This is a genomic window from Fictibacillus barbaricus (assembly GCF_014635025.1).
Lineage (GTDB): Bacteria > Bacillota > Bacilli > Bacillales > Fictibacillaceae > Fictibacillus > Fictibacillus barbaricus.
Map to the genome: position 1 here is coordinate 1 of NZ_BMCE01000011.1, position 18,050 is coordinate 18,050.

At 40.2% G+C, this 18,050-nt stretch carries 18 protein-coding genes, 1 tRNA gene, 2 rRNA genes, 1 other RNA gene, 1 riboswitch and 1 other annotated feature; of the genes, 4 read left to right on the forward strand and 18 right to left on the reverse strand.

Annotated features, from left to right (window positions below; translation table 11 throughout):
* Window positions 1-326: 326 nt before the first annotated feature.
* The 7 genes from IEV52_RS21900 to tadA form a co-directional block, all read right to left on the reverse strand.
* A complete protein-coding gene (locus IEV52_RS21900) occupies window positions 327-593 on the reverse strand; it encodes a pro-sigmaK processing inhibitor BofA family protein (RefSeq protein ID WP_188404665.1) in 267 nt (88 codons plus the stop codon).
* Between the two features lie 79 nt (window positions 594-672).
* Window positions 673-897 (reverse strand): YaaL family protein, encoded by a 225-nt coding sequence (locus IEV52_RS21905; RefSeq protein WP_188404666.1) that lies wholly within the window; start codon window positions 895-897, stop codon window positions 673-675.
* 18 nt (window positions 898-915) lie between these two features.
* Window positions 916-1,512 (reverse strand): recombination mediator RecR, encoded by a 597-nt coding sequence (gene recR / locus IEV52_RS21910; protein WP_188404667.1) that lies wholly within the window; start codon window positions 1,510-1,512, stop codon window positions 916-918.
* Window positions 1,513-1,520: 8 nt separating this feature from the next.
* The gene (locus IEV52_RS21915) at window positions 1,521-1,838 is read right to left on the reverse strand and encodes a YbaB/EbfC family nucleoid-associated protein (protein WP_229754422.1); all 318 of its coding nucleotides are present in this window, start codon (window positions 1,836-1,838) and stop codon (window positions 1,521-1,523) included.
* Window positions 1,839-1,852: 14 nt separating this feature from the next.
* Complete coding sequence (dnaX, locus tag IEV52_RS21920; RefSeq protein WP_188404668.1) at window positions 1,853-3,559, reverse strand: DNA polymerase III subunit gamma/tau; 1,707 nt, start codon at window positions 3,557-3,559, stop codon at window positions 1,853-1,855.
* Between the two features lie 105 nt (window positions 3,560-3,664).
* Window positions 3,665-3,929: signal recognition particle sRNA large type (gene ffs / locus IEV52_RS21925), an RNA gene on the reverse strand.
* A gap of 86 nt (window positions 3,930-4,015) precedes the next feature.
* Window positions 4,016-4,516: a tRNA adenosine(34) deaminase TadA gene (gene tadA, locus IEV52_RS21930; RefSeq protein ID WP_188404669.1), complete on the reverse strand. Its 501-nt coding sequence runs from the start codon at window positions 4,514-4,516 to the stop codon at window positions 4,016-4,018.
* Window positions 4,517-4,616: 100 nt separating this feature from the next.
* On the opposite strand from tadA, the gene IEV52_RS21935 reads away from it, so the two are divergent.
* From IEV52_RS21935 to IEV52_RS21945, 3 genes are all read left to right on the forward strand, one after another.
* Entirely contained in the window at window positions 4,617-5,228 is a 612-nt protein-coding gene (locus IEV52_RS21935) for a cysteine hydrolase family protein (RefSeq protein ID WP_229754423.1), read from the forward strand.
* Between the two features lie 115 nt (window positions 5,229-5,343).
* A complete protein-coding gene (locus IEV52_RS21940) occupies window positions 5,344-5,985 on the forward strand; it encodes a deoxynucleoside kinase (protein WP_188404670.1) in 642 nt (213 codons plus the stop codon).
* Window positions 5,982-6,650, forward strand: a complete 669-nt coding sequence (locus IEV52_RS21945; RefSeq protein WP_188404671.1) for a deoxynucleoside kinase — start codon at window positions 5,982-5,984, stop codon at window positions 6,648-6,650. The genes IEV52_RS21940 and IEV52_RS21945 overlap by 4 nt, the downstream gene beginning before the upstream one ends.
* Before the next feature lie 45 nt (window positions 6,651-6,695).
* On the opposite strand, the gene IEV52_RS21950 is transcribed toward IEV52_RS21945, so the two are convergent.
* The 9 genes from IEV52_RS21950 to guaB all read right to left on the reverse strand — a co-directional run bounded on the left by IEV52_RS21950 (window position 6,696) and on the right by guaB (window position 16,051).
* Window positions 6,696-7,511 (reverse strand): MetQ/NlpA family ABC transporter substrate-binding protein, encoded by an 816-nt coding sequence (locus tag IEV52_RS21950; protein ID WP_188404672.1) that lies wholly within the window; start codon window positions 7,509-7,511, stop codon window positions 6,696-6,698.
* Between the two features lie 17 nt (window positions 7,512-7,528).
* Window positions 7,529-8,194 (reverse strand): methionine ABC transporter permease, encoded by a 666-nt coding sequence (locus IEV52_RS21955; RefSeq protein WP_188404673.1) that lies wholly within the window; start codon window positions 8,192-8,194, stop codon window positions 7,529-7,531.
* On the reverse strand, window positions 8,184-9,197 hold the full coding sequence (locus IEV52_RS21960) for a methionine ABC transporter ATP-binding protein (protein ID WP_188404674.1): 1,014 nt from the start codon (window positions 9,195-9,197) through the stop codon (window positions 8,184-8,186). The genes IEV52_RS21955 and IEV52_RS21960 overlap by 11 nt, the downstream gene beginning before the upstream one ends.
* Before the next feature lie 67 nt (window positions 9,198-9,264).
* A riboswitch (SAM riboswitch) is annotated at window positions 9,265-9,371 on the reverse strand.
* A 346-nt stretch (window positions 9,372-9,717) separates the two neighbouring features.
* A tRNA-Ser gene (locus tag IEV52_RS21965) sits at window positions 9,718-9,810 on the reverse strand.
* 100 nt (window positions 9,811-9,910) lie between these two features.
* Window positions 9,911-11,185 carry a serine--tRNA ligase gene (gene serS, locus IEV52_RS21970; RefSeq protein ID WP_188404675.1) on the reverse strand — a complete coding sequence of 425 codons (1,275 nt, stop codon included), beginning with the start codon at window positions 11,183-11,185 and terminating at the stop codon, window positions 9,911-9,913.
* Window positions 11,186-11,254: 69 nt separating this feature from the next.
* Window positions 11,255-11,471, reverse strand: a binding site (T-box leader).
* A 37-nt stretch (window positions 11,472-11,508) separates the two neighbouring features.
* Window positions 11,509-12,093, reverse strand: coding sequence for a pyridoxal 5'-phosphate synthase glutaminase subunit PdxT (gene pdxT, locus IEV52_RS21975; RefSeq protein ID WP_188404676.1), 585 nt, complete (start codon window positions 12,091-12,093; stop codon window positions 11,509-11,511).
* 4 nt (window positions 12,094-12,097) lie between these two features.
* The gene (gene pdxS / locus IEV52_RS21980) at window positions 12,098-12,982 is read right to left on the reverse strand and encodes a pyridoxal 5'-phosphate synthase lyase subunit PdxS (protein WP_188404677.1); all 885 of its coding nucleotides are present in this window, start codon (window positions 12,980-12,982) and stop codon (window positions 12,098-12,100) included.
* A 172-nt stretch (window positions 12,983-13,154) separates the two neighbouring features.
* The gene (locus IEV52_RS21985; RefSeq protein WP_373869448.1) at window positions 13,155-14,465 is read right to left on the reverse strand and encodes a D-alanyl-D-alanine carboxypeptidase family protein; all 1,311 of its coding nucleotides are present in this window, start codon (window positions 14,463-14,465) and stop codon (window positions 13,155-13,157) included.
* 128 nt (window positions 14,466-14,593) lie between these two features.
* Window positions 14,594-16,051 (reverse strand): IMP dehydrogenase, encoded by a 1,458-nt coding sequence (gene guaB, locus IEV52_RS21990; RefSeq protein WP_188404678.1) that lies wholly within the window; start codon window positions 16,049-16,051, stop codon window positions 14,594-14,596.
* A 134-nt stretch (window positions 16,052-16,185) separates the two neighbouring features.
* Between guaB and IEV52_RS21995 the strand changes: the two genes are divergently transcribed.
* Window positions 16,186-17,163 (forward strand): YaaC family protein, encoded by a 978-nt coding sequence (locus IEV52_RS21995; protein ID WP_188404679.1) that lies wholly within the window; start codon window positions 16,186-16,188, stop codon window positions 17,161-17,163.
* 511 nt (window positions 17,164-17,674) lie between these two features.
* On the opposite strand, the gene rrf is transcribed toward IEV52_RS21995, so the two are convergent.
* Window positions 17,675-17,790, reverse strand: a 5S ribosomal RNA gene (gene rrf / locus IEV52_RS22000).
* A 90-nt stretch (window positions 17,791-17,880) separates the two neighbouring features.
* Window positions 17,881-18,050: ribosomal RNA gene (locus IEV52_RS22005) — 23S ribosomal RNA — on the reverse strand; the annotation flags it as partial.

The window sequence follows — 18,050 nt, forward strand, 5'->3', positions numbered from 1 at the left end:
AACTGACGGAATTAATTCTTAATTCCTTACCTATTTCTTTTGTTCAGTTTTCAAAGAACTTGTTTGTTGCTTATTTCGTGTGCCGCTCGTTTTGGCGACTTTATTAGGATAACATCTAGCAAATCAGATGTCAACCTGTTTTTTTATCGTGTTCCCCGTCTGCAACATCGTTTCGTCTGTCGCAGCGACAAGAAATAATATATCACGTATTGAGTTATGAGGTCAATAGTTATTTTAAAATTACTTTCATCAAATTAAAAAAAGTTTAGAGAGCTTTAAAACTGCCCTCTAAACTCTAGAATAGTATGGTTTTTACACAAGTTTTCTTAACCTAGAAGGAAAAATTCAATGGCTACTAAAGATGCTATACCGGGTAAACCCGCAATACCAGAGATTAAAGCGGTATAAGTATTTATCGGAATGTGTATATCGTACGAGTTGCCGATCGCATTTAGCAGGAATAACAATAAAGCTCCTATACAAAAACGTGTAATTCCAAATCCGATCCAACGTATTGGCCGCATTGGAGCACCTACAAGCAATAGAACAAAAATGATTGTCCCAAGTATCGCAATTACAGTGATTGGCTCCATTCATGATAACCTCCTATACAAATATCCAGTTTGATTTACTAGTCATTGTATGGGAGTTGTCCATAAAAAAGACCAGCATTTATTTTAACCTGCTGGTCGTTACGTTTCGTTTTTTTGCTTCTTTTAATAAGAAGAAATACTTCGATTCTGCTAGTTGGAGTTTATAAAGAACTTCTTCTGATGGTTCGACACTGCGCTCCACCATTTCTTTTTGATGCATCCAATTCGTTTTTAATTCATCAAGACTTTGAAGCAACAGCTGATCTCCGGATCGCTTCAAGCGCCCTTTACGGGAAAAAAACATTCAAGCAAACCCCTTTAGTTAGATTTCTCTTCTTCCTTCAAGCGCTTTAGAAAGCGTTACTTCATCCGCATATTCCAAATCTCCGCCTACAGGCAGCCCATGTGCAATACGGGTAATCTTAATACCGGTTGGTTTTAAAAGCCTTGCGATGTACATGGCTGTAGCTTCACCTTCAATATTCGGATCAGTCGCCATAATGATTTCTTGAACACCTTCGTCAGTTAAACGTTTTAGGAGCTCGGCAATTTTAATATCTTCCGGTCCAACGCCATCCATAGGAGAGATCGCACCATGGAGAACATGGTAAAGGCCACGGTATTCTTTCATTTTTTCCATCGCAATAACGTCCTTGGAGTCATGAACGACGCAAATCGTCGAACGGTCTCTGCTTGAATCGTCACAGATCATACAAGGATCACGGTCAGTAATATGAAAGCAATTGGAACAATAGATAAGCTGACGTTTCGCATTTACAAGTGCCCGGCCAAAGTCCAGCACGTCATCATCTTTCATTTCCAATACGAAAAATGCCAGGCGAACCGCCGTTTTCGGTCCAATGCCCGGCAATTTCATAAAGCTTTCAATAAGCTTTGAAATCGGTTCAGGATAATGCATGGTTTCGCCTAGAATAAACCAGGAATGTTAAGCCCTTTAGTGAATTTGCCCATGTCTTGTGAAACCATTTCGTCTACTTTTTTTAGTGCATCGTTAGTAGCCGCTAACACAAGGTCTTGTAGCATATCAATATCTTCAGGGTCTACAACTTCCTCTTTAATTACAATATCAATGATTTCTTTATGGCCGTTTGCTTTAACGGTTACCATTCCACCGCCAGCTGTTCCTTCGATGACTTTATCTTTAAGTTCCTCTTGCGCCTTCGCCATGTCACGCTGCATCTTTTGCATTTGTTTCATCATATTGTTCATATTGCCTTTCATCATCTTACAATTCCTCCTTATTCATTCTCTTCTTTTATCTCAATTAAATCATTGCCAACCAATTTGATCGCCTCTGATATTAGAGGATCTTCTGTTTTATCTTGCTCGTCGGATGGCTGGCCTTGCTGTTGTTCTTTAATGAAGTCAGCTTTTAGTTTCTGCCATTCTGGATCCAGTATGGATAGCATGGACAGGCTCTTCCCTATTGTACTATAAACCGCGCCTTCTACATAGCTTCTATTGTTCTCTTGAGAAGCCATCTGCCTGTGAATTTCGTGCTGAAAAGCAAGCAGGAAGAACTGGTCCGAACATGCTACTGGCTCTGCTCCTGAAAGCAGGGCATATGCACTTACTTTTTCAGAACGAATCTTGTCTAATATTTCTCCCCACATGCCTTTAAGCTGTACGAGGTTCGGTTTCTTCGCTTTCTTGAGCATTTCTTTTACTTGGGTATGAGATGCTCCACCTTGGCCCCGGATGACTCTTTTTTCCCTTGGTGTTTCTTGTTCTGCGGATGCGGATGTGCCACTTGAAGCCCAGCCGCCCTGCTTCATTTTTTTAAGCTCTTCCTCAAGCTGTTCGATTCTTTTAATTAGTGGTTCCACAGAAGGGTTCTCCGAATGTGACGATACTCCTTCTTGTTTTTGATAACAAATCTTAATAAACGTTGTTTCCAAAAAGATTTTAGGGTGATTCGTCCATTTCATCTCTTGTTGAGCTGCGTTTAATTGACCGATAATCGCATAGATATCCTCTGCAGCTGTAGAATCAGCCAGTCGTGCAAAAGATTCATCTGTCGAGACTCTTTCTAAAAGCTCCTCTAATTGAGGAGCAGTTTTATACAGAAGCATGTCTCGATAATAGTAGATTAGATCGCCCAAGAACCGAACAGGATCTTTTCCTTCTTGTAAAAGTTCCGTTGATAACGTTAGCGCTTTTGACACATCTTTTTCAAAAAAAGCCTCTGCCATGTCAGATAGATGTTTTTGCGAAGCTGACCCGGTAACAGAAAGGACATCCTCCACTCTAACCTTCTCATCACTGTAAGAAATGGCCTGGTCTAGAAGGCTAAGTGCATCTCGCATACCGCCTTCTGCAGCACGAGCAAGCAGTTGAAGAGCTTCTTCCTCAACTTCTGTTCCGTTTGCATCGACTATTTTTCTCATCCGCCCGATGATGGACTGTGATGATATCCGTTTAAAATCAAACCGCTGACAGCGTGACACAATCGTTGCTGGAATCTTATGAGGCTCAGTTGTTGCCAATATAAAAATAACGTGGCTTGGCGGTTCTTCTAATGTTTTTAACAAAGCATTAAATGCTCCAGTTGAAAGCATATGTACTTCATCTATGATATAGACTTTGTACGTGACAGAAGAAGGTGCGAACTTTACTTTATCCCGTATATCACGAATATCATCTACCCCTGTATTAGAAGCAGCATCGATCTCGAGTACATCTGATATGGTACCGTTTGTTATGCCACGGCAAGCATCACATTCATTACAAGGCTCTGATACTGGGGCCCGCTCACAGTTAACGGCCTTGGCAATAATTTTGGCTGCACTGGTCTTCCCCGTTCCTCGTGGTCCTGAAAACAGGTAGGCATGGGAAAGCTTGTCCTGCATCAAGGCATTTTGAATCGTTTTTGTTATGTGCTCCTGCCCGACCATATCTTCAAAGCTCTGTGGCCTCCATACACGGTAGAGCGCTTGATAACTCATCCCTTTGCCTCCCTTTAATCATTACATTCTTTCTTTATTATACTGAAACATTACAAAAAACTCACCCCTGAGACAAGGGTGAGTTATTGTTTATATATTAGAATGCCGCGCACCTCTCTTTGGAATAGTCAACCTATGCGTACAAACGCAGTTAGCTCAGCCCAGGTTGCCCCACGGCACACGAAGTGATCCACTTACTGCTGCTTCCTTCCGGACCTGACAGGGTTCATGGGTCTCCGTTGCGCAGGACCCGGACCTCAACACCACTTACGTTCGTCAGACCATACGTTGAGCTAACCGAGGAGAGGAATTCAACCTCGCTACAGCGGATTGCGAGTACAGGGCACCGCTACCTCCCCGTCTAGCGCGACAAAGTGTATAACATTTTTAGGTGCACAATCGAATGTGCAAGGATTAGTATACTACGCTCTCGTAAAAAAATCAACTGTACAGGCTCTAAAGCTCCTTCTTTCTCTCTTCCTTTTCCTTCCTTTTACGATCGCGAAGATTTTTAAAAAAACTAGAAAGAATCTTACCGCACTCTTCTTCTTTAACACCTGAAACTACTTCACATTGATGATTGAAGCGATCTTCTTGTAAAAGGTTCATCAACGTCCCTGCACAACCTCCCTTTGGGTCAGCTGCTCCGTAAACGACACGATCCACTCTTGAAAGGACTATGGCGCCTGAACACATCGCACACGGTTCTAGCGTCACATAAAGTGTTGTTCCTTCTAGTCTCCAAGCATCCGTTTCTTTACAAGCTTGATCAATCGCCAAAAGCTCAGCATGCGCAACAGCCCTTTGTTCGGTTTCACGTAAATTATAAGCTCTTGCAAGAATTTGATCGTCTTTTACTAAAACAGCACCTATTGGGACTTCTCCGATCGCAGCCGCTTTTTCCGCTTCCTTTAAAGCGAGTTCCATGTAATATTCGTCTTTTTCTAATATCTCCATTAGTACGCTCCAATGTTTTCGTTGTTAGAGATTATACAAGAGGTTTTGCTAATAATAAAGAAAGGAATGGTTTCTATAAAATGAAAGAGGGGGATATCGCGTGACAAGCAAACAGAAAAAAAAGGATAAAATCCCTGTTGCTATGCTTATTATTGACGTCATTAATGATTTTAATTTTCCTGAGGCACCACTTTTACTAAAAACTTCTGCACCCATTGCCGATAAAATTCTTGATTTGAAAAAGCGCGCTAAAAAGGAAGGTATACCTATTATCTATATAAATGATAACTTTGGACAGTGGCAATCGGATAAACAAAAACTGGTGGAATATTGTTCAACTCAAGCAGGCAGTGAGTTTGTAATTACATTAAAGCCTGATGAAGACGATTTTTTTGTTATAAAACCAAAGCACTCCGGGTTCTTTTCAACCCCTCTATCTCCCTTATTAAATGATCTGGAAATACAAACATTAATCATATGCGGTGTTGCAGGAAATATTTGCGTACTCTTTACAGCAAACGACGCTTATATGAGGGGTTTTACACTCTATGCACCATCTGATTGCTCTGCATCTAATATAGAAGAAGATAATGAAAGAGCATTAATTCTTATGGAAAAGACATTAAATGCAGATATCAGTCCGAGTGATGAATTGGATTTAAAGGCAATTATTCAGCAGGCTTTTGATAACAAACAAAAAACCATCTACTAATAGCATTATTTATTCAAGTTTTTAACCGATTATGTAACCACCTTTTCCAATCGTATGCTACAATATTCTTTGTCTGTAATTTTTCGTTTGTTATTTATAAGGGAGGAAAAGGAAGATGAGTTCAACCCCCTTTATCGCAGTTGAAGGGCCGATTGGCGTAGGGAAAACATCACTGGCAAAAGCCATTGCAGAGCACTATGACTTTCAATTATTAAAAGAAATTGTAGAAGAGAATCCTTTTCTCGGGAAATTTTACGACAACATTGATGAGTGGAGTTTTCAGACCGAGATGTTTTTTCTTTGCAACAGGTATAAACAACTTGAAGAAATTCAAGCTCAATATCTATCTAAACAAATACCTGTCGTTTCTGATTATCATATATTTAAGAATCGTATTTTTGCTGGGCGTACGCTAAAAGGCGGAAACCTTGATAAATACATGAAGTGTTTCGATATCTTAACAGAAGACATGCCTGTTCCAAACATGATCATATACTTAAATGCTAGTCTTGATACATTATTAGACCGTGTCCGAAAACGCGGAAGGTTTGTTGAACAAAACATGGAGCCTGCTTATTTAGAACAGCTGGCTGCTGATTATGAAACATTCATGTCTGCCTTTAAAAGACAGCATCCTGAAATTCCGGTGCTTTCGTTTAATGGAGACGAATTAGATTTTGTTGCGTATGAAACGGATAAAGAAAAAATCTTTTCCTTAATAGATGCAACTTTGAAAAAAGGAGAAGTTGCAAGATGAACAAACTCATACAATACAGCATTCCAAACGATGCTGTTATCACAGTAGCAGGTATGGTAGGCGCGGGTAAGTCTACCTTTACGAACGCTCTTGCTGAAAAACTGAAGTTTCGTACGTCTATGGAAAAAGTAGATAACAATCCTTACTTAGAAAATTTTTATCACGACTTCAAACGCTGGAGCTTTCACCTTCAAATTTTCTTTTTGGCTGAACGTTTTAAGGAGCAAAAAAGAATGTTTGATTATGGGGGCGGGTTTGTTCAAGACCGTTCCATTTATGAAGATACGGGAATCTTTGCACGAATGCATTTTGATGAAGGGAATATGTCAGAGGTTGATTACGAGACATATACTCACCTTTTTGAGGCGATGGTGATGACACCATACTTCCCCAAGCCTGATTGTTTAATTTACTTAGAAGGGTCTCTCGATGATATTTTAGCCCGTATTCAAAAACGCGGCCGAAAGATGGAGCAAGAAACACCTGTTTCGTATTGGGAAGAGATGTACAACCGCTATGAAAAGTGGATTGATTCCTTTAACTCATGCCCCGTGCTGCGTGTAAACATTAATGATTATGATCTTCGGGAAAATCCTGAATCGATCGATCATATCGTAGAAAAAATCGCACAAAAGATCGAAGCGAAGCGAGAAGTTCGCTTATAAACATAGAAAGCCCCGGTACTCATTTATATGAGCCCGGGGTTTTTGTTATTTTTTCATCCACTCAGGTTTACCGAACCCTTTGAACTCCTTATCGATCACTTCCTCAAACTCCTTGGATTCCACTACTTCTTTAATATCTTTTGCAAAAGTGGATTCTGCGTCCTTCGTGTTCACAACGACACGATTTCTGTACGTATCAGGCATGTTTTCAAGTTGAAGAGCATCCAATAAGTCCATTTTTGCTGCTAGAGCAAAGTTTCCTGGAACTGCAGCCACATCTGCACTCTGTACAGCGCGTGGAAGCTGTGCCGCTTCTAGTGGCTTAAATTTCAGGTTCTTAGGATTATCTTTAACATCTTTTTCAGAAGCAGTCAGTTGATTGATTCCTTCTTTGATCGTAATCAGTTCTGCATCTTCTAGCATGATCAACGTACGGGCTAAGTTTACAGGATCGTTCGGAATCGCTAGTGTGCTTCCTTCTTTAATCTCCTCAACTGATTTGAATTTATCTGAGTATAATCCCATCGGGGCAGTAGGTACAATAATGATTTCTGAAAGCTTCAGGTTCTTCTCTTTTGCGAAGTTCTCCATATAGATCTTATGCTGAAAAAGGTTAGCATCAAGATCACCTTTAGAAAGTGCTAAGTTAGGCTGAATATAATCACTAAACTCAACTACCTTTACCTTGTATCCCTTTTTCTCAAGTAAAGGTTTAATTGCTCTATTGACCATATCTGTATAGGGGCCAGCTGTTGCCCCAATCGTAACTTCTTTGTCTTTAGATGCCCCTGTTGAAGAAGAACACCCTGCTAATCCAAAAGTAAGAAGTACAGTTAATAGTGTAAGTATGATTTTTTTCATGTTGATCCCCTTTTTCTTTATCTTTTATTTACAGCTCTGGCTACTCCATCTCCAATGACTTGCATCAATTGTACGATTACGATCAGTAAGATAACGGTTGTGATCATGATCGTATTATCATAACGGTAATAGCCAAAACGAATCGCAAAGTCTCCGATTCCTCCGCCGCCAACAATACCAGCCATAGCAGAATAACCTAATAAGCTGATAGCAGTAACGGTAATCGCCTGAACAATGCCAGGTTTCGCTTCAGGAAGAAGTACTTCACGAATGATCATCCAAGGCGTTGCCCCTACAGCGACGGCCGCCTCGATGACTCCTTTATCGATTTCTCTTAAAGAAGTCTCCACTAAACGAGCGAAGAAAGGAATCGCCGCAACAGACAATGAAACAGATGCAGCTGTAGGTCCGATGGTCGTTCCTGTAATCAGCTGTGTTAATGGAAGCAGAGCAACAAGAAGAATGATGAATGGCACTGAACGTATCAGGTTTACTAAAATGCCTGCTGTTTGCTTAATAAGGGCGTTTTCAAACAAAAGACCTTTATCCGTAACGAATAAGAGGATCCCGAGTGGAAGCCCAACGATCAATGAAACACCGAGTGATATGGCAACCATGTACAGAGTTTCAAAGAACGCCTTATTCAGATCTGGTAAGATGCTATAAATCGAATCAAGCAACATGTTTCACCACCTCAAGGTTTTCAATACGGCCTTCAATGTAGGCGATCGCTCGTTTTACTTCTCCCTCATCACCGATCAGTTCCATAATAAAAATACCGAGCGGCGTTTCTTGGATATATTCAATCTTTCCGTGAAGGATATTCCCTTTCACTTTAAAATTTTGAAAGAGTTCAGACACGATAGCTTCCTCTGCGATAGCTCCCTTAAATTGAATCTTTATCACGATGCCTTTTCTGTTCTTCAGCAGAGGTTCTGGCAGATCCATCTGAATGACAGAGCTGATGAACGTTTTTGTCAACTCTTCCTTTGGATTGGCAAAGATGGTATACACATCACCTGACTCAATGATCTCTCCATCCTGCATAACAGCCATTCGATGACAAATCTCTTTAACCACTTCCATCTCATGCGTGATAAGTACAATCGTGATGCCTAACTCTTTATTTATCGATTTGAGCAAAGAGAGGATAGCTTTAGTAGTATTCGGGTCAAGTGCAGATGTTGCTTCATCACATAGCAATACCTTCGGATCGTTCGCAAGGGCGCGGGCAATCCCTACTCTTTGCTTCTGTCCTCCACTTAACTGGGCAGGATATTGGTCCTTTTGGTTTTCTAAGCCTACCATCTTTAAAAGTTCTAACGTTCTTCCTTGAATCTGATCTTTCGTTTTGCCTGCTGCTTTTAAAGCAAATGCGATATTCTCAAAAACCGTTTTTGCGCTGATCAGATAAAAGTGCTGAAAGATCATCCCGATCTTAAGCCTTTCATCTCTCAGCTCTTTTTTTCCTAGTTTTGTAATGGAAACGCCGTCGATCAAGATATCGCCTGAAGTCGGTTTCTCTAATAAATTCAGGCATCGTAGAAGTGAGCTTTTACCTGCCCCACTATAGCCGACGATTCCGAAGATCTCACCTCGTTCTATGGTCAGCGACACATCTTTTACACCGACAATTTCTCTACCTTTTGCTCTATAGATCTTAGTTACATCCTTGATCTCGATCATATGTCCTCCCCCTCAAATATAAAAAAGCCCTCTTCATTCAATGGAAGAGGGCGAATAAACAAACATCGACTTATCTTCCAGAATGAATGATCATCCTGCAGGAAGTAGCACCGTTCCATCATGGAGGTTGCCGGACGTCATAGGGCCTGATCCCTCGGTCTCTCTTAATAAGCATTACATATTCGATTAAGTATAGTTGTCATCATACTCTCTGTCTAAAAGTTCTGTCAATACTAAATTTTAATACTTTAAAGTGTTAGCGCTTACAACGCTTGGGAGAGAAGAAAAGAAATTTTTAATATATTTGAGGGCAATTAAGTCATTATCTGCTTTATTAAGTCTTATTTTAAAAAATTTAGTCATTTTCAATACTAATTAAATCTTAATAAAATATAAGCCGTTCTACAAAATTCGATCATAGCTAACCGCAGAAATAAAATCAAATATGAGATTTTACGTTTATCAATGAACACAACAAAAAACCTCACCCGAATTACTCGGATGAGGTTGAATATGTATATGGAGGAGGTAGAGGGATTCGAACCCCCGCGGGCTTTTACACCCCTGTCGGTTTTCAAGACCGATCCCTTCAGCCGGACTTGGGTATACCTCCGTGTGACTGACAAGAACTATATTAACATGGCGGTAAACAGAGTGTCAACGTTTTTTCAAAAAAAATTGAAAAAAGAGAGGAGAAAATTCCTCTCTTTTTTTTACTTAATCACTTCTTTATTTGCCATGTATGGACGAAGCACTTCTGGAATCACAACAGAACCATCTTCTTGCTGATAGTTTTCCAAGATCGCAGCCACTGTCCGTCCGATCGCTAATCCAGAACCGTTTAGTGTATGAACAAACTCTGGCTTGCCTTTTGCTTCTCTGCGGAAACGAATTTGGGCACGGCGCGCCTGGAAGTCTTCAAAGTTAGAGCAAGAAGAAATCTCACGGTACTCGTTGTAGCTTGGAAGGTATACTTCAATGTCATATTTTTTAGCAGCTGTAAATCCAAGATCTGCTGTACACATGCTTAGTACACGATAAGGAAGGTTTAGCAGCTGAAGCACTTTCTCAGCGTGCCCTGTAAGTTTCTCAAGCTCCTCATAAGAGTCTTCCGGCTTAACAAAGCGAACGAGCTCTACTTTATTAAATTGGTGCTGACGGATCAAGCCGCGTGTATCACGGCCAGCAGAACCAGCTTCAGAACGGAAACATGCACTGAAAGCTGCGTATGCGATCGGAAGTTCTTCTGCTGTTAAAATCTCTTCACGGTGCATGTTTGTCACTGGTACTTCAGATGTCGGGATAAGGAAATAATCCTCTTCGCGAATCTTGAATGCATCTTCTTCAAACTTAGGAAGCTGCCCTGTCCCTGTCATGCTTTGGCGATTTACCATGTATGGAGGCAGAACCTCTGTATAGCCATGTTCGTCTTCATGAAGGTCCATCATGAAGTTGATTAGAGCTCGTTCTAGGCGTGCACCAAGGCCTTTATAGAAAGCGAAACGGCTTCCTGTAACCTTTGCTCCTCGCTCAAAATCTACGATACCAAGGTCAGTAGCGATATCCCAGTGTGCTTTTGCTTCAAAAGAAAACTCGGGCACTTCTCCCCAGTGACGTACAGGAACGTTATCATCTTCTGTCTCACCTACTGGTACACTTTCATGCGGCAAGTTTGGCAGGGTAAGCATGATGCCGTTAAGGTCTTCTTCTACTTGACGCAGTTCATCGTCAATCGTTTTGATCTTATCGCCCACTTCACGCATCTCAGTAATAAGATGATCGGCATCTTTCTTCTCGCGTTTAAATTCCGCTACCTGTTTAGACACTTCATTTCGCTTGGATTTTAAGCTTTCCGTCTCACCGATCAATTCGCGGCGGCGTTGATCTAACGCTTCAAATTGATCTAATCCTGAAAGGTCTTCTCCACGTGCAGATAACTTTTTCTTTACTTCCTCAAAATTAGCACGTACATATTTTAAATCTAACATCCTTTTTTCCTCCTTTTTGGTTATAAAAAATCAAAAAACTCCCGCCCGCTATTCCTAAAATACATTAGAAATAGGGACGAGAGTTAACCCGCGTTGCCACCCTAATTGCAGCAAATAATCTGCTGCCGGCTTAATTACATGTAACGGTTCTTCACCGGAAAAGCCTACTTAAGATTTCAGCTTTTCACTCAAGGATGGATTCACAAAACGCTTCGATCGGTTTTCACCAGCCACCGACTCTCTACACAAAGTCATTTTTGCTACTAGTTCCTGTCATTGATTTTTTATAATGATTTTATAGTAATGTACAGCATTTTTCTATTTTATGCAACTACTTCTTTAGCGGATTGTACCATATTTACAAAATATTGATGTAAACGGTAATCGTCCGTAAGTTCGGGATGAAACGCTGCACATAGGAAATTTCCTTGTTTTGCTGCAACAATTCGGTCATTATGTTTAGATAAAATCTCAACTTCAGGTCCAACTTCAACGATGAATGGGGCACGAATGAATACTCCCGTAAAGTCTTCTCCAACACCATGTATCATAAGATCAGCTTCAAAACTGTCTACTTGACGCCCAAACGCATTGCGCTCAACTGTCATATCGATTAGTTCTAGATGGGCTGAATCTTGACCCTGAATACGTTTTGCCATTAAGATCAATCCGGCACATGTACCAAAAACAGGTTTGTTCTGTGCAAACTCCTTTAACGGCTCAAGGAAATTGTATTTGTCGATCAAACGTCTCATAGCTGTGCTCTCGCCGCCTGGCATAACCAAACCATCAAGACTGCTGAGCTCCTCAACACGTTTTACCGCAACGGCTTCGGCACCGCTTGCTTCAATCGCTCGAACATGCTCTCGTACTGCTCCTTGTAGGGCTAGAACTCCGATTTTCAGCATGGAATTACCAGCCTCGCTCCTGCATGCGCTCACTTTGAGCTAATGTTGAAATATCGATACCTTTCATAGGAGTACCAAGACCTTTAGAAAGTTCAGCGATAAGTTTGTAATCTTGATAGTGTGTTGTTGCTTCAACGATCGCACGAGCAAACTTTTCTGGGTTCTCAGACTTAAAGATACCTGATCCAACGAATACGCCGTCTGCACCAAGCTGCATCATAAGTGCTGCATCCGCTGGTGTAGCGATACCGCCTGCTGCAAAGTTAACAACAGGAAGCTTACCTTCTTTTTTGATTTGAAGAAGAACTTCAAATGGAGCACCTAAGTTCTTAGCTTCTGTCATAAGCTCGTCCACGCTCATCGCAACAACTTTGCGAATCTGACCTTGGATCATTCTCATGTGACGAACAGCTTCAACGATGTTACCTGTTCCAGGCTCACCTTTTGTACGAAGCATAGATGCACCTTCACCAATACGGCGTGATGCTTCTCCAAGATCACGTGCACCACAAACGAAAGGTACAGTGTAATCGCTCTTCAATAAGTGGAAAACCTCATCCGCTGGCGTTAATACTTCACTCTCATCGATGTAGTCAACACCCATTGCTTCAAGCACGCGTGCCTCAACAATGTGCCCGATACGAGCTTTTGCCATTACAGGAATAGAAACAGCATTCAGAACTTCTTCCACGATTGTTGGATCTGCCATACGAGCTACTCCGCCTGCAGCACGAATATCTGAAGGAACGCGCTCTAGTGCCATTACGGCTACAGCACCAGCAGCTTCAGCAATACGAGCTTGCTCTGCGTTGATAACGTCCATGATAACGCCGCCCTTTTGCATTTCTGCCATTCCTCTTTTAACACGTTCAGTACCTGTTTTTAACATGCTTTACTACCCCCTGGTTATATGTGGTATAACCGATTTAGGACTCGGTTATTTTATAATAAAACTAGTTTCCTCATCTATTTTATCGTAAATCATAAAAAGCGCAAGCTCTCTCTATTTTCTGAAAAAAAGCTCTTCAGCATACGCCAAAGAGCTTTTAGTGATTATGGAATTAAAACCAGCCTTTTACCATGTCAACAGCTCCAGACCAAAGTCCTCCAAAAAAGCCGCCGACTCCTCGTAAAGCAAGTACGAACCAGTTTGCTTTTTCAACTGATTTTGTAGTCACAACCTCAGTCTTTCCTTTTGTATCTCCATCAAGCAAGTAACCGTAATCTTCACCTTGGCCGGTATACTCAACATTGATATGACCTACCACTTCACCTTTTTTAACAGGTGCTGTCAGTTCGCCATCCTTTGTCATCTTCTTTTTATCCACAACAAATTTAGGCTTATAGTTTTCTTTTTCCCCTCTTTTAATCACCAGTGAAAGAGGTTCTTTTGTTGCAACTTTTACTTCTTTCTCTTTACCTTTTAGTACCGGTAAAGTTTTATTGCCTTTAACTTGATAATTATCAGGCAGAATTTGCTCTTTTTCAAAGTTAGCAAATCCAAAATCAAATAATTTTTTTGTTTCGTCAAATCGAGCTAAACGCGAATCAGTTTTCATCACTACTGAAATAAGACGTGTATCACCTTTTTTGATCGTACCTGTAAAACAGTTTCCAGCAAGGTCAGTAGAACCCGTCTTTAGACCATCTACGCCGTTATAACCTTTTACAAGGGATGGAAGCATCCAGTTCCAGTTTTCCATCTCTATCTCGTCATCTGAACCTTCACGGAATACCATTTTTGGAATACTTGCTGTTTCTAATACTTCTGGATGATCACTAAGTAGTCTAAAAGCTAAAATAGCTGTAGCGCGAGCACTCATCATATTTTCATCCGTTTCATTTCCAGATGAATGGTTACCAAACAAGTCCTTATTGTTAAGACCTGTAGAATTTACAAAATGATAATCTTTCATGCCAAATTCTTTTGCTTTGGCATTCATTCGCTCAACAAATTCACCTTCAGAACCAGCTAAAAGTTCAGCTAATGCGATGGTCGCTCCATTTGCAGAGTAAATCGCCATTGCTTGATACAATTCACGAACCGTATATTTATCATCTATTCGAAGTGGTACGTTTGATAAAGTACGATTTTGAGAAATTTTGTGGGCATATTCAGAAATACTGGTTTTCTGTTCCCAAGATATCTTTTTCTTATTGATGGCTTCTAACAATAGGTATTCAGTCATCATCTTACTCATACTCGCAGGTGGAAGTAACTTATCAGCATTTTTCTGATATAATATCTTCCCTGTTTCTGCATCCACAAGAATAGCAGCCTCAGCTTTTACATCTAATGATGGTGCTGCACTTGCTGAATTAGAAAAACCTAATAAACTCGACGTAAAAAATGAAAAAATCAATGTTAACACTAACAGTTGCTTTATCTTGCTGTTCAAAAAACTGCACCTCCAAACCCATTTACACACAAAAGTTATTGTAACATACCCCTTTTCAAAAAAATAGACAGAGGTTATACCTCTGTCTGAAAAATGCGCCTTTAGACCGAATAATTCGGTGCTTCTTTTGTAATCTGAACTTGGTGAGGATGACTCTCACGAAGACCAGCACCAGTAATTTTTACAAAACGTGTATCATTTTGAAGCTCTTCAATCGTACCTGTTCCACAGTATCCCATACCTGAACGAATACCGCCTACAAGCTGATAAATCGTATCTGCAAGAGGTCCTTTATACGGCAGGCGACCTTCAATACCTTCTGGAACAAGCTTCTTATTATTTTCCTGGAAATATCGATCACTGCTTCCACGTTCCATTGCTCCAACAGAACCCATTCCGCGGTAGACTTTAAACTGACGGCCTTGGAAGATTTCACGCTCTCCAGGGCTCTCCGATACACCTGCAAGCATACTGCCCAGCATAACGGCATGTCCGCCTGCTGCGATTGCTTTTACGATGTCTCCAGAGTATTTAATACCACCGTCTGCAATAATCGGTACGCCATACTTCTTAGCTTCTGTAGCACAATCATATACAGCTGTAACCTGCGGAACACCAACACCAGCAACAACACGTGTTGTACAGATTGAACCTGGACCAATACCTACTTTTACTACACTTGCACCTGCTTCAATCAAATCACGAGTAGCTTCTGCTGTAGCCACGTTACCCGCGATGATCGTTAAAGCAGGATATGCTTGTCTTACTTCACGTACTTTTTGAAGTACACCTTCAGAGTGGCCGTGAGCTGTATCGATAACAATCGCATCTACGCCAGCTTCCACTAATTTTTCTACACGAAGAAGTGCGTCCTTCGTTACTCCTACAGCTGCACCTACAAGCAAGCGACCTTGAGAGTCTTTTGCTGAATTAGGAAATTCAATTACCTTTTCAATATCTTTGATCGTAATCAAGCCTTGCAGTATTCCTTCATCGTCAACTAAAGGAAGTTTTTCTATCTTATATTGCTGAAGTGTTTTTTCAGCTTCTTTTAATGTTGTACCAACTGGGGCTGTGACTAAGTTTTCTTTTGTCATTACATCTGAGATCTTAATGGAATAATCCTGTACAAAACGCAAGTCACGGTTTGTCAGAATACCCACTAATTTTTTATCCGCATCAACGATAGGAACACCACTAATTCGATACTTGCCCATTAAATGTTCAGCATCAAATACTTGGTGTTCAGGTGTTAAGTAGAACGGGTTAGTAATTACGCCGCTTTCAGAACGTTTAACGCGATCAATCTGTTCAGCCTGTTCTTCAATCGACATGTTTTTGTGTACAATTCCTAGACCGCCTTGACGTGCCATAGCAATTGCCATGTTCGCTTCTGTTACCGTATCCATTCCTGCACTAATAATAGGAATGTTTAATTGAACAGAATCAGATAACTTTGTTTTGATTGATACTTCATTAGGTAAAACAGAGGATTTTGCTGGAATCAATAATACATCATCAAATGTTAAACCTTCTTTTGCAAACTTATCTTGCCACATACCTCAACCACCCCTTCAAATTTATCATCACGAAAAATATTATTTGTAGATTATCAACTGGGTAAACTAGTGTCAAGGAATACAAAATATGTTCGATTATTCAAATAATTTAAAAGTGAGGAGGAAAATGACAAATGGGTTATATTAAAGAAGATTGGGCTTTGTTTGATATGTTCTTTTCCTCCCAAAAAACGCAGCATTTTCTGGCAAAACAGTACCAAAAACTGAACATCGAAGACAGCAATGGTAAGAGCTTTGATAATACGTATGGATTTATTTACTATATCGAACATGGAAAGAAATATTATAAATTAGCTGACCAGGCACCCACGGAGTTAAAACCAGTTCTTTTGTTTTATGGCATGACTCAGCTCATGAAAGCATGCATATTATGTGTAGATCCGGATTATCCAGATTCAAGTGCAGTATTAGCACATGGCTTATCTACAAGAAAAAGAAAAAAAAGAAGTTATGAATTTTTATATGATGAAGTAAAAGTCCAAAAGACGGGGTTGTTTAATCATTTTTGTGAAAAACTGTTTCACATGAAACATATTGAAGGGGAAAAATTCACTATGAACCAGCTGCTTAGTATGTTGCCTGAACTATGCCCCCTGTTTAAACAAATGAATGGAGAAGTACATCTCGTTAAAATGTATAGTAAAAGCAAGAAGGAATTTTTCTTTGATAAAGATTCAACCGACTACTTACATATGTCCCCAGAAAGATTTTTTGAATATATGAATGCCTTATTTCCTTCAAAATTTATTATAGGGTGGAATGAAGATCAATCTGGTTTTATTCTTCAAACAAGACATGATCTAAAGCCATTTCATAGTTTTCCTTTAAGCTACCATTTATCAGAGGATACCTACTACTTAGCGATTGATCGAGATCTATTGCATTTACCCGAACTTAATGAGCTCATGGTTCACTATGTAATTCTTTACAACTTAAGTATGCTAAGCAGATATGATACCGAATGGTGGAGTGAGTTATTTCATACTTATACTTCTGAAGAATTACCCTATATTAATCAATTTCTAACCATTACTGCACATAAAATTCCTTACCTTTTTGGTGTGATGCTCAATTTGATGAATAACCGTTAATACATGAGAGGAACTACACATTTTCATCGTTAGAGAATTCTAAAAGACCCAATTAGGTCTCGTTTTGACCTAATTGGGTTCGGTTTTGACTCAATTTTTTATTCTAAGACTTAATTCGCCCTCGTTTTGACTTAATTATAGTTGGTTTTGACTTAATTGAAGTTTTTCGCCACTTTGCATAACATCGGAAATGATGAAAAGAAGATGGTTTTGTCCATCTTCTTCCATACTTAGAGGTTTTCGCATCACGTTTCAGCTCATTTCCTGCCTTTTCATAAAAAAAGAAGATGAAATAAATTCATCTTCTTCCTCTTTATATATTTTGTTTGATTTATAAGTCTTCGGGAGATTTTATAAGTCCTCAAAAATTCTTATAAGTCTTCAAAAATTTTTAAACGCCCTCAAATTTATTTATGCGTCTTTACCATACTTCGTTAAGATCCTGCAATCCATGCTACAACTCATTTTTTAACACAAAAAAAGAAGATGGATATCATCCATCTTCCTCATTGCCTAGCGACGTCCTACTCTTACAGGGGGAAACCCCCAACTACCATCGGCGCTGAAGAGCTTAACTTCCGTGTTCGGTATGGGAACGGGTGTGACCTCTTCGCCATCATCACTAGACCTAACCATGACTTTCACCATGATTTTATTAAGTTAGAGAGTATGTTCTCTCAAAACTAGATACGACGTTTCCAAACGTTTATGCATTGTAAGGATAAGCCCTCGACCGATTAGTATCTGTCAGCTCCACGTGTCACCACGCTTCCACACCAGACCTATCAACCTCATCATCTCTAAGGGGTCTTACTCACTTGACGTGATGGGAAATCTCATCTTGAGGGGGGCTTCATGCTTAGATGCTTTCAGCACTTATCCCGTCC

Coding starts and splice junctions, on each gene's coding strand:
- IEV52_RS21900 (WP_188404665.1), bottom strand. CDS start 593: ATGGAGCCAATCACTGTAATTGCGATACTTGGGACAATCATTTTTGTT.
- IEV52_RS21905 (WP_188404666.1), bottom strand. CDS start 897: ATGTTTTTTTCCCGTAAAGGGCGCTTGAAGCGATCCGGAGATCAGCTG.
- recR (WP_188404667.1), bottom strand. CDS start 1,512: ATGCATTATCCTGAACCGATTTCAAAGCTTATTGAAAGCTTTATGAAA.
- IEV52_RS21915 (WP_229754422.1), bottom strand. CDS start 1,838: ATGATGAAAGGCAATATGAACAATATGATGAAACAAATGCAAAAGATG.
- dnaX (WP_188404668.1), bottom strand. CDS start 3,559: ATGAGTTATCAAGCGCTCTACCGTGTATGGAGGCCACAGAGCTTTGAA.
- tadA (WP_188404669.1), bottom strand. CDS start 4,516: ATGGAGATATTAGAAAAAGACGAATATTACATGGAACTCGCTTTAAAG.
- IEV52_RS21940 (WP_188404670.1), top strand. CDS start 5,344: ATGAGTTCAACCCCCTTTATCGCAGTTGAAGGGCCGATTGGCGTAGGG.
- IEV52_RS21945 (WP_188404671.1), top strand. CDS start 5,982: ATGAACAAACTCATACAATACAGCATTCCAAACGATGCTGTTATCACA.
- IEV52_RS21950 (WP_188404672.1), bottom strand. CDS start 7,511: ATGAAAAAAATCATACTTACACTATTAACTGTACTTCTTACTTTTGGA.
- IEV52_RS21955 (WP_188404673.1), bottom strand. CDS start 8,194: ATGTTGCTTGATTCGATTTATAGCATCTTACCAGATCTGAATAAGGCG.
- IEV52_RS21960 (WP_188404674.1), bottom strand. CDS start 9,197: ATGATCGAGATCAAGGATGTAACTAAGATCTATAGAGCAAAAGGTAGA.
- serS (WP_188404675.1), bottom strand. CDS start 11,185: ATGTTAGATTTAAAATATGTACGTGCTAATTTTGAGGAAGTAAAGAAA.
- pdxT (WP_188404676.1), bottom strand. CDS start 12,093: ATGCTGAAAATCGGAGTTCTAGCCCTACAAGGAGCAGTACGAGAGCAT.
- pdxS (WP_188404677.1), bottom strand. CDS start 12,982: ATGTTAAAAACAGGTACTGAACGTGTTAAAAGAGGAATGGCAGAAATG.
- guaB (WP_188404678.1), bottom strand. CDS start 16,051: ATGTGGCAAGATAAGTTTGCAAAAGAAGGTTTAACATTTGATGATGTA.
- IEV52_RS21995 (WP_188404679.1), top strand. CDS start 16,186: ATGGGTTATATTAAAGAAGATTGGGCTTTGTTTGATATGTTCTTTTCC.